The organism is Pseudohalioglobus lutimaris, from assembly GCF_002866825.1.
Taxonomy (GTDB): Bacteria; Pseudomonadota; Gammaproteobacteria; order Pseudomonadales; family Halieaceae; genus Halioglobus; species Halioglobus lutimaris.
Map to the genome: position 1 here is coordinate 1 of NZ_PKUS01000056.1, position 11,142 is coordinate 11,142.

The window sequence follows — 11,142 nt, forward strand, 5'->3', positions numbered from 1 at the left end:
AAATTGAGGCACTCGCGCGAGAAAAACGGTTAGCTTTCATTTTTTTTCCTAAATTCTCGTTATAAAACAATAGGATGAGTTAATGGCGATTAAGAAAACGCGCCCTCTGATAGGCGCTACTTCGTAGAAAACAGTCACCATAAAAATTCCTTAAAGGAATAATGCAATCGTATTTTGATTTTTAAAACGAATATCTGGAGAAAAACAGAGATTTTCTTATTTTCCTGATTTGAAGGCTCAAAAAGGCTCGTTGTCGCTCTTGATTGATAAATCCACGGCCGAGAATTGACCGGGCAATCACAAGGACCAAATCTATAACAGAACCGGAACGTGCTGATTCAGCCTCCTTCGGGGAAGCGTTATCTTTTACAAAGCCCTTACAGCTCTGTGGTAACGACCAGTAATCTGCGACACAGGATAATTACCTGGGACCCCGCCGAAATACTTCTCTTATTTTCTGTGCAGCCTCATTACACCGGCAAATGACCACGATTTTCTAGCGTCTCTCTAATAGCACTGTCACTTTTGGAAAGGATGTACTGACGAAATACCGTGGTTTACATGAGTATCAGTCACAGAACTGCGAGTTAAGTCTCGCTTCTATGAAGACAGGAGAGATACATAGAGGTAAACTTTGCCCAGCTTCGACGGTGCCGTATGTGCCGTTTTTTAATAGTTCAGACGCTGATATGCACACCTGCACCCCGATCAGCAATGACAGCGAAAGCTTAGATATTCCCGGCTTAGGATCAGCGGTTAAACAAAGGCCAGGGAACTCCAATTGCACGGGGTTCAAAATTTTGGAGGAAGTGCAAACCAACCTAAGGTTGTAATGACATCCCTGCGATCTGCACTTCGTCAGTTCAACTCGATGAGGCACTGAACCATTCCCTTCCTACTATTTATCTTTGGAGAATTGCTAGTATATGGATCTGCGTTGGAAATTTGATCGATTACGCTCCATGGGAGCTCCGGAGATAGCCTATCGGCTTAGAAATTCAGCTAGGTCCTTACTGGAAAGGCTGGGGTTCCTGCTTGCGAATTCACCGCCAGAGCCTTCGGGTAGAGCTGGTCATCCGTGGGTCGAAACGTTCCCATCAGATTTTGGTCTTCACAAACAAGAATACGTTTCAAGGGCAGACAAGGTACTGAATGGAAGCTATGAGATCTTTGCGCTTCCTACAGCCAAACTGGGATTCCCCCCAAGGTGGAACAAGGACCCGAAGACTGGAACTGAAGCGCCTCTTGATCATGGCAAAAGCCTTAATTACCGCGACGAAACAAAAGTTGGGGATATCAAGTATCTCTGGGAAATTAATCGGCATCTCGAGCTTGTGTGGCTTGCCCAGGCCTGGCTGCTGACCAAAGAACCGCGGTTCCTAGATGGATCACGAACATTATTAGACTCTTGGATTACTCAGAACCCATATCCTCTGGGAGTAAACTGGGCCAGTTCTCTAGAGCACGCAGTCAGGCTTCTTAACTGGTCTTTCGCGTGGCACTTGTTAGGTGGAGACGAATCAGAGCTATTCTCAGGGGAGGAAGGACGTTCGTTTCAGAAACGTTGGCAAGATTCGATCTACCAGCACTGCCACTTTATCTTTGGACACCTTTCAAAATATTCCTCTGCCAACAACCACTTATTGGGAGAATACGCCGGACTCTTTGTGGCATCTACGACTTGGCCTCTGTGGGAAAAAAGTCCCCTGTGGCAGAAAACAGCGATGTCAGGCTTGGAGAAGCAGGCCCTTCATCAGAACGCAGAGGACGGGGGCAATAAAGAGCAGGCTACCTGGTACCATCATGAGGTCGCAGATATGTTGCTGATTTGCGGTATTGTCGGAAGAGCCAATAACCAGGAGTTTTCTAAAGAGTACTGGCGCCGACTAGAACTAATGCTCGAGTTTATTGCATCAATCATGGATATTTCAGGTCGGGTTCCCATGATTGGAGACTCTGATGACGCCACTATGTCTGGACTCTCTCTAACGCGCGATGTTTACCGATCGCTACTTTCTTCGGGCGCTATAATCTTCAAACGCGAAGACTTTCGGCTGAAGTCATCTGCAGCCGACGATAAGACACGCTGGCTTCTTGGAGACTCCAAAGCCAATCAGCTCTCACAGGTTATTGGGAGCAATCGCCCATTGCCGATTAGAAGACATTTCCCAGTCAGTGGATATTACATCCTGGGAGATGAATTTGAGTCAGAGAATGAGATTCGAATGATAACCGATGCCGGGCCATTAGGCTTCTTGTCGATAGCGGCGCACGGGCATGCTGATGCCCTCTCAGCAATTTTGAGCGTGGGTGGGCAGGAAATTTTAATTGACCCTGGTACCTATTCTTACCATACACAAAAGCTGTGGAGAGATTACTTTCGGGGCACCTCAGCTCACAACACAATAAGAGTAGATGGCTTGGACCAATCAATTCCCCGAGGTAATTTTTTATGGTCCAAACACGCTGAGACCGAATGCCTTGAGTTCCGAGAAAGTGAAACCGAACAAGTGTGGACTGCACAACATAACGGCTATACCAGGCTGCCAGACCCAGTGACGCATCGCAGAACCATCAAGTTCGATAAAACTAATAGCTCTTTTATAATAATTGATTCACTTTTTTGCAAAAAGAGTCACGACGTTGAAATTTACTGGCACTGCAATGAAGAATGTACTGTTGCTCTGGAAAACAGTGTCGCAATGATAACAGCATCAAATGTTCTGGTGAAAATATTTGGGCCAAGTTCAGATTGGCAGGTTGAAATAGTCAAAGGATCTTCGGCCCCACCACTGGGCTGGGTTTCCAGAGAATTCGACTCCAAAAAGCCAAGTCCTACTATCGTTTGCAAGGGTACGATTAATGGCACTAGTCATTTGGAGACAACTATAGAAATATCAAAGAGCGAGAGGGTTGAACCGCTATGAAAATTAGTATTTTTGGATTGGGCTATGTTGGCGTTGTTTCCGCGGCTTGCCTAGGGTCAGATGGGCACTCGGTTGTTGGGGTTGACCCAAATACGTCGAAAGTTGATATGGTCAACGCTGGTAAGGCCCCAATTATTGAAGAGGGTTTAGGTGGGCTTCTTGAATCAGGAGTTCAGGCTGGATTCATTTCAGCAACGTCAGACGCTGAAGCGGCTGTACTCTGCACCAACGTGTCTTTTATATGTGTTGGCACACCCAGTCAGTCTAACGGCAGTCTCGATCTGACCTATGTCCGTCGAGTTTGCGAAGAGATTGGGAAAGCCATCAAGCTAAAACAGGAATTTCATGTCGTAGTAGCCAGAAGTACTATGCTGCCGGGAAGCATGAAAGATACAGTGCTCCCCATACTTGAAAAGACTTCAGGCAAAATTGCCGGCAAGGATTTTGGCGTCTGCATAAACCCAGAATTTCTGCGTGAGGGCACCGCAATAGAAGACTACAGAAATCCGCCAAAGACTGTTATCGGCGAAATGGACGAGCGAAGCGGCGATCTGCTCGGTGAACTCTACAGCGAGTTAAACGCCCCTTTAGTTCGCACTGACCTCGCGACAGCCGAAATGGTGAAGTATACAGACAACATTTGGCATGCTTTGAAAGTAGGATTCGCTAACGAAATAGGTAACGTATGCAAGCATGCCGGCATCGACGGCCATAGGGTCATGGAGATTTTTTGCGCTGATGAGAAGCTAAATTTGTCCAGCGCATATTTGAAGCCCGGGTTTGCATTCGGGGGATCTTGCCTTCCAAAAGACATCCGCGCCATAAGTTACAAGGCCAAGAGCATGGACGTTGAGCTACCAATTATAGATAGCATTCTTCCTAGTAATCAGAAACAGATTGAGCGTGGTCTGGATATGATTCTGTCCACGGGAAACAAAAAGATCTCTATTCTAGGTTTCAGCTTCAAAGCAGGCACCGACGATCTTAGGGAAAGCCCGTTAGTGGAGGTGATTGAGCGCCTTATCGGCAAGGGATATGACCTACGTTTGTACGACCGAAACGTGAACCTTGCAAGACTCACTGGTGCGAACAAAGAGTACATACACAATGTCATTCCCCATATCTCGCAACTCATGGTCGACAACCTAGAAGAGGTGCTTGAACATGGAGACACTATCGTTATAGGGAACCGCGCAACTGAGTTTAAACAAGCGCTGGCGATGACTTCCAATAATCAATCGATTATTGACCTCGTCAGAATTAGCGAGGAAACAAGTAACAAGGATAAATACAATGGCATCTGCTGGTAAAACCCGTCGAGTACTGATTATAGTCGAGAACCTCCCCTCGCCGTTTGATCGAAGAGTTTGGCAGGAAGCAACCACGCTCAAACAGAATGGTTACGAGGTATCGATTATTTGCCCCACGGGAAAAGGCTACGAAAGCAGGTATGAATTGCTTGACGACATTCATATCTATCGCCATCCGCTGCCAATGGAGGCCAATGGAGCTCTAGGATACTTGCTGGAGTATGGCGCTGCTCTCTTTTGGGAGTTTTATCTTTCATTCAAAGTACTCTTTACCCGTGGCTTCGATGCTATTCACGCTTGTAACCCACCCGATTTGATTTTCCTCGTAGGTGGTTTTTTCCGTTTATTCGGGAAAAAATTTCTTTTTGATCATCATGACATCAACCCTGAACTCTATGAGGCAAAATTTAATCGTAAAGATCTGTTCTGGAAGCTATTGCTACTGTGCGAGCGCCTTACATTCAAGACGGCCCAGGTTTCAATAGCAACCAACGAGTCATACAAGCGGATCGCTTTAGAACGTGGCGGCATGGACCCTGAGAATGTGTACATCGTTCGCAGCGGACCAAAGCTTGACCGCCTGGAGATCACAGATGCTGTTCCTGAGCTAAAGTGCGGAAAGAAATTTCTTGTCGGATATGTAGGTGTTATGGGGCAGCAGGAGGGAATCGACTATCTTCTGCACGCTGCCCGCCACATCATCTACGACCTGAAACGTGACGACGTTCACTTTGGTTTGGTTGGCGGTGGAACCGAGCTCGAGGAATTGCAAAAACTGGCAGCTGAGCTAGGTGTTTCAGACTATGTCACGTTCACTGGAAGAGTCCCCGACCAAGAACTTCTCGATATGCTAAATACCGCAGATATTTGTGTAAATCCAGATGTCGCTAACGAAATGAACGACAAGTCGACCATGAATAAGATTATGGAATACATGGCTCTGGGAAAACCTATTGTTCAGTTTGACCTGACCGAAGGACGATTCTCAGCCGGTGATGCTTCACTCTATGCAAAGAAGAATGACGAAATTGACCTGGCCGAAAAGATCCTTGAATTACTTGATGATGAAGATATGAGAATAAAAATGGGCGAGCTCGGCAGGATCCGTGTGATTAACGAATTGGAGTGGAAATATGAAGAACCCAAGTTACTTCAGGCTTACGATGCACTATTTGCATCATAGATTTGTGCGGATAACACTATAAATATTTCTTTCGACTACGGAGGAGTTAGCTTGATATCACATGAGTACAGTTGCATTTTTATTCATATCCCCAAATGTGCCGGAACCAGTATTGAGCGAGCCTTGGGCCATCATGCCGATTATTCGGGCCGGGGAATGCAGGACCACAGGACTATCCGACAATTAGAGCAACCGGTGCAACTGAAGCACGCACTGAAATCCAAAGAGAATATACTAGAACTGCTACGCCGAAACCGAAATAAGTATAGAATCACACCAAACCCTCGAAACAAGCTCACAGTGGATGAGAGCCAGTATGCCAGCTATTTTAAGTTCACCTTCGTTAGAAACCCTTGGGCTCGAGCTTACTCTTGGTACGCAAACGTGATGCGGGATGATATTCACAGGAGAACTTATGGCGTTAGTGATGACGTCAGTTTCGCGGACTTTATCAAGAATCATTCACGCAAGAATATGTTGAGACCCCAGACTTACTGGCTCAAAGACTATTCAGGCTCAATACCAATGGATTACATAGGAAAATTTGAAAACTTGTCTGACGATTATCGAACCATATGCACGACACTAAATTTAACCAGTTCGGACTTGCCCCATATAGTGAAGGGCGCCGGAGAGGATTACAGAAAGAATTACGATGACGATACAGCATCGTTAATAGCCAGGGAGTTTAAGGAGGAAATCGACCTTTTCGATTATTCTTTCTAACACAGAAGATTGACATACGCTGCCGCTGTGCCAACTTTATTTTTTTGCCACGCAAACAGTTGAAACGAATCTGATTTTATTTCCCTACTTACTTGGCGCACCAGGAAGCATAAATTTAAGCCGCTTGGCCTAACGAAATTGGCTTACACTACCTCCCACATGTAATGACCCAGTGAATAACTGCACATGGTATAGTCGCCGCAACTGCGGAGGGCATCACGATGATGCAAGAACCATAAATCAAACGATGGACTGCGAAGCGCAAAGCTGAGCTGATCAAACAGATCTACCGGGGACAAACGACGGTCCCCGAGGCTGCCAGGGAATACGACCTGACCCAGGCCGAGATCGAGCACTGGATGGACGATGCCGAAGCCGGCATGGAAAACGCCCTGAAGGCCAATCCCAAGGACATTGCTGAACAGTACGAGAAGCAGCTCAGTGAGCTGAAGGAAGCGTACGGTGAGGCCATGCTCGAAAACAAATTCCTAAAAAAGTTGCAGCGCCATCTCGCATCGACCGAGGAGTCGTAGAGCGGTTCATTGTTGAGATGGCGGAGGAAGGCGAAGTGATTGCGGTGAGCAAGGCTTGTGCGCTGGCTGGTCTGTCGCGGCGGACGTATTACTACAAGCGGAAGCGACGCAGGCCGAAGGTAAACGAGTTCCTGGCGCAGCGCATCAAGCGCGTGATCGACACCTTGCCCTATGCCGGCTACCGTACGGTGGCCTGGCTACTGGGCGAGAACAAGAACACCGTGCAGCGAATCTTCCAGATCAAGGGCTGGCAGGTTCGGAAGCGTAAGTCCGGTCACCGGCCGCGAGTACAATCGTTGCCGTCTGCGGCCACCAGGCCGAATGAGCGCTGGGCGACGGACATGGCTAGGGTCTGGTGTGGTGAGCAGCACCGCTGGTGCGCCCTGACGCTGGTCATGGACTGCTTCACGCGGGAGCTGCTTGGGTGGCGACTCAGCCCCACCGGCAATGCCAAGGCAGCTGAGGCGGCACTGGAAGAAGCCCTGATCAGCCGCTATGGCATCCTAGGGCGAGCTCTGGACGACCTGACTATCCGGTCCGACAATGGTTTGGTGTTCACCAGTCGGCGCTACACGCGAACTGTGTACCGCTATGGACTCAAACAGGAGTTCATCCGGCCCCATACGCCGCAACAAAACGGTATGGTGGAGCGGCTGATTCGATCTGTGAAGGAGCAGTGCCTGTGGCTCCACAACTTTGCCTCGCTAGACGAGGCTAGGCAGGCATTGGCGGCGTGGTTCCGTTACTACAACGAACAGCGCCCTCACCAGGCCCTGGGCATGAAAACGCCCCGGGAAACTTACAACTTAGCGGCGTGAGTGTGCAGTTTTGGCTGGGTCATTACAACGCTGGCTATAGAACGGTGGCCTGGCTGCTGGGTGAGAACAAGAATACTGTCCAGCGAGTGTTTCAGATCAAGGGCTGGCAGGTTCGGAAGCGTAAATCTGGCCACTGGCCTCGGGTCCCATCATTGCCTTCAATCGCCTCGCGGCCCAATGAACGCTGGGCGACTGATATGGCACGGGTGTGGTGTGGTGATCTGCATCGCTGGTGTGCACTGACACTCGTGATGGATTGCTGCACGCGGGAGCTGTTTGGCTGACGGCTGAGCCCCACAGGTAACGCAGAAGCTGCTGAGGCCGCCTTGGAAGAGGCTCTGATCGCTACGGCATCTTGGGTAAGGCGCAGGATGACTTAACCATTAGGTCGGACAATGGATTGGTTTTTACCGGCCGACGCTACACCCGGACGGTATATCACTATGGTATCAAGCAGGAGTTCATCCGGCCCCATACGCCGCAACAAAACGGTATGGTGGAACGGCTGATACGACCTGTGAAGGAGCAGTGCCTGTGGCTACAGAACTTTGCCTCGCTGGACGAGGCCGGGCAGGCATTGGGGGCGTGGTTCCGCTACTACAACGAGCAGAGTCCCCATCAGGCTCTGGGCATGAAAACGCCCAGGGAAACTAATCAATTAGCGGCGTGAGTGTGCAGTTTTGGCTGGGCCATTACACCTAAACCATCACCCCTCCCCTTCCAGTCAACGTGTAAAATCCAATACGGTCTCCGCTCTTTTGGACTATACTACAGGGATAATGGGCGTCTGTTCTCATAATCGCATCTACAAACTGGCTTACAGCAATCATTCTGTATTTTTCAGTAATTTGGAATCAAGGATTGTAGGGTCTCACGTTGTAACGAAAGGCAATAAAACAAAGGCTCAAAGTGACAAATAAACGCCATTTAACAATATTCTTTGCGTCATTCATGGCGTGCCTCGCAGTACTACCCTGTCAGGTTTTAGCATTGAATTACTATGTCCATGCTGATAATGGCAACAATAACAACAATGGCAAGTCCCCCAATACTGCATTTGCAGATCTCGGATACGCTATGAAACGCCTACACCCAGGCGACACCCTCTTTGTTCGCTCGGGTATTTACAGAGGGTTTCCATATCTTACTTCGAAAAATTATAGGAATGGAACCAGCGACAAACCCATTTTGGTGCGACGATATAAAAATGAGAATCCAATAATAAGCAAACGTGGCGAATCCCGGCTTGTTGACATTCAGATGTGGGAATTCCAAGGCTTGACTTTCCAATCTGCCGGGACCATTAAGCTGGGTGGATCAGAAGCTGGAAAATGCCAGTCTTTCGTGAGTGATATTACTTTTCGAAATAACCGCTTCCAGCACTCCAGCAGTGCAGCTATAAAAATTCAATGCGCCCAAAATATCAAGATAGTTCACAATGTATTTGACAATTTACGCAGTCGCATTGCTGGCCGGGACGTTCATGCTATTACGTCAGAAATCTCTACCGACCGGGTAACTATCTCCGGCAATAAATTCAGAGACATTGGTGCAGATGGCATCCAGTTAGCAGGCAATGTAGGGAAGACATGGATTACTGCCAATACGTTTGAGGTACGCCGGCCATACAAATACAGAGGTGAAGACGGAAAAGTTGATTCTCGCAATCCGCAACGCTTCGGTAACGTTGGCGAAAATGGCCTTGATATAAAGTCTGGCCCGGGGCCGATCTTAGTCAAAAAGAATACGTTTTATGGCTTTCGACCAAGCGTCCCTGAACAGGATGTCTCGGGCAGTAATGGCGTGGCCATTGTTATCCATAAAAACTCATACAACATAAACGTCAGGCAGAACTATTTTAACGACAATGTTGATCACCTGAGAATAGTCAGAGGCGCAGGCGCTAAAAGCGATCATCCCTGGCGTAATGTTTGGGTAAGCAATAATGTATTTAACGAAACCGCTTATTCTGGCAACAGAAAACCCACCTCACTTGTTCTTGATGGAGTTAGAAAAGTCAGAATTCATAACAATACCTTCTACAACACGCAAGGTAGTGGTAAAAGAATCCTTTCACTAAGAAATATTGCTGAAGTAGAACTTTTAAACAATCTCTTCCACAACGGTCAGTTAGAAGCCCAGGAAAGTTATATTTTCAAAGTGGTTGCAGATTACAACTCTAGATCAAGTATTGCCGGGAAGGTACTCTCAAGCTTAGCGGGACCCCACGATTTGATTTTGGAGACACAAGAGATCGAAAAGAACAATTGGACCCCCCTACCTGATAGCTCATTAATTGACGCTGGAATACGGATAAAGGGGCTCAACGACGATTTCTACGGGAAAACGATAAAAGGAGCGGGACCAGACATAGGAGCAGTAGAGTTCTCACAGTGAATACTTGAGTTAGAACTGAATCCTGTATTCGAAGGTCTTTAACAGGTGAAGCATCAGGGTAATTTGGTACCGTCAAACCACTCCCCTACTCAAGGGATTCCCTATCACGAGCAAGATTCACTTTATTGAATTTGAAAGCAGAGTTGGTGATAGCTGCACGTTCACGGCGCACAACCGTGAAGCAACTTCTCCACCAGGCCGTTGAGCCCGAGATCCAAAAAGTTATCCGCCGCACATGCCAACGCGGGTACTAATGGGAGGTCAGCAAAGTCGGCATGACAAACAATGGCCACCTGCCAGATCTGAGCGAGCTCTCTAAACCGTAATCTTCCCCGTGCCAGCGAGCGGAACCCCACGCTACGGGCGAGGACCGGGGAGCCAATCACCTTTCGATCGGCATTGTGACGCCGTATGCTCACAAGAACCAGTCTTTCGAGTGCGGTGTGTTGGCTAACCCAGTCTACCTCGGGGGCGCTTCTATGGGGAAGGTAAGCACAAGTTCTGACTGGCGTGGATATAATACCCAGCTTATAAACAGCACACTTATGCCACGAGTAATTCCGTTCGTGTCGACGATATCATGTGAAGTATATCACTCGCCTGTTAAAAGACACGGTCAGGATGCAGGGGAAGGTCGAGAGAGCAAACCAGGCACTCAGCACAATTTTGTGTCTGACTACCCGATTTGCAGTTATGTCCGCTGAAGTCGATCAGCAGCTCGCTAATGTACAAAGAATGCCTTGCTTCTCTTATGCGAGCTAAAGTTGAGGCGTAAAAACATCGCTTTAGTTCTCAGCGCTAATCCAGATGTTTTCGATAGTTTCTCGCCCACCCACGAAGGCTACTGCTCTCAAATGCAGGCGCCCGCGGTAAGGGGAGGTGTTCAGGTCGAAATCAAATGGCCAAGTTGTATCCCCGCCAATTTTGTCTCCATTTGCGTAGAGCTTTACTCTAGTCACTTGATCAGGGTAATTAACATCAACTTCCACAGTCACAGTACCAGTCACTCTTTCAGGAGAGTTGATCGTCAACGTAAGCGCCCCGACATCTGCTCCAGATACGTTCGATGAACTAGCGCTTTCAGGCACCGCTATTTCGATGCTCGACTCGGGGTCTTCGAATTGTTCAACTGTAGGGATATCCATAATTGTGCCAGCATTCGGTTGCGACCCATTCTCAACTGCGCCTATATCAGGCCCCGCCCCTTTTATGGCCGACCCATAGAAATCGCTGTTTAGCCCAAGCGGA

Annotated in this window: 9 protein-coding genes; 8 read left to right on the forward strand and 1 reads right to left on the reverse strand. The window is 48.1% G+C overall.

The window, feature by feature from the left end:
- Positions 1-926 precede the first annotated feature (926 nt).
- The 8 genes from C0039_RS20585 to C0039_RS20620 all read left to right on the forward strand — a co-directional run bounded on the left by C0039_RS20585 (position 927) and on the right by C0039_RS20620 (position 9,894).
- Positions 927-2,927 (forward strand): heparinase II/III family protein, encoded by a 2,001-nt coding sequence (locus C0039_RS20585; RefSeq protein ID WP_207796505.1) that lies wholly within the window; start codon positions 927-929, stop codon positions 2,925-2,927.
- Positions 2,924-4,237, forward strand: coding sequence for a nucleotide sugar dehydrogenase (locus C0039_RS20590; protein WP_101519162.1), 1,314 nt, complete (start codon positions 2,924-2,926; stop codon positions 4,235-4,237). Before C0039_RS20585 ends, C0039_RS20590 begins: the two co-directional genes overlap by 4 nt.
- Positions 4,221-5,420 carry a glycosyltransferase family 4 protein gene (locus tag C0039_RS20595; protein WP_101519163.1) on the forward strand — a complete coding sequence of 400 codons (1,200 nt, stop codon included), beginning with the start codon at positions 4,221-4,223 and terminating at the stop codon, positions 5,418-5,420. The genes C0039_RS20590 and C0039_RS20595 overlap by 17 nt, the downstream gene beginning before the upstream one ends.
- Positions 5,421-5,471: 51 nt before the next feature.
- Positions 5,472-6,146, forward strand: a complete 675-nt coding sequence (locus tag C0039_RS21535) for a sulfotransferase family 2 domain-containing protein (protein WP_165787208.1) — start codon at positions 5,472-5,474, stop codon at positions 6,144-6,146.
- 239 nt (positions 6,147-6,385) lie between these two features.
- Complete coding sequence (locus tag C0039_RS20605; RefSeq protein WP_165787210.1) at positions 6,386-6,679, forward strand: transposase; 294 nt, start codon at positions 6,386-6,388, stop codon at positions 6,677-6,679.
- A complete protein-coding gene (locus C0039_RS20610; RefSeq protein ID WP_243391682.1) occupies positions 6,661-7,497 on the forward strand; it encodes an IS3 family transposase in 837 nt (278 codons plus the stop codon). Before C0039_RS20605 ends, C0039_RS20610 begins: the two co-directional genes overlap by 19 nt.
- Positions 7,498-7,897: 400 nt before the next feature.
- Positions 7,898-8,167, forward strand: coding sequence for an integrase core domain-containing protein (locus C0039_RS20980; RefSeq protein ID WP_207796506.1), 270 nt, complete (start codon positions 7,898-7,900; stop codon positions 8,165-8,167).
- A 320-nt stretch (positions 8,168-8,487) separates the two neighbouring features.
- Positions 8,488-9,894 carry a right-handed parallel beta-helix repeat-containing protein gene (locus C0039_RS20620; protein ID WP_165787209.1) on the forward strand — a complete coding sequence of 469 codons (1,407 nt, stop codon included), beginning with the start codon at positions 8,488-8,490 and terminating at the stop codon, positions 9,892-9,894.
- A gap of 785 nt (positions 9,895-10,679) precedes the next feature.
- Here the strand turns inward: C0039_RS20620 and C0039_RS21150 are convergent.
- Positions 10,680-11,142, reverse strand: a 463-nt coding sequence (locus C0039_RS21150; protein WP_207796507.1) for an Ig-like domain-containing protein, incomplete at its 5' end; no start/stop codon positions are given.

What these genes read in the sequence shown, in the direction of transcription:
- C0039_RS20585 (WP_207796505.1), top strand. Translation starts at nt 927, where the DNA reads ATGGATCTGCGTTGGAAATTTGATCGATTACGCTCCATGGGAGCTCCG.
- C0039_RS20590 (WP_101519162.1), top strand. Translation starts at nt 2,924, where the DNA reads ATGAAAATTAGTATTTTTGGATTGGGCTATGTTGGCGTTGTTTCCGCG.
- C0039_RS20595 (WP_101519163.1), top strand. Translation starts at nt 4,221, where the DNA reads ATGGCATCTGCTGGTAAAACCCGTCGAGTACTGATTATAGTCGAGAAC.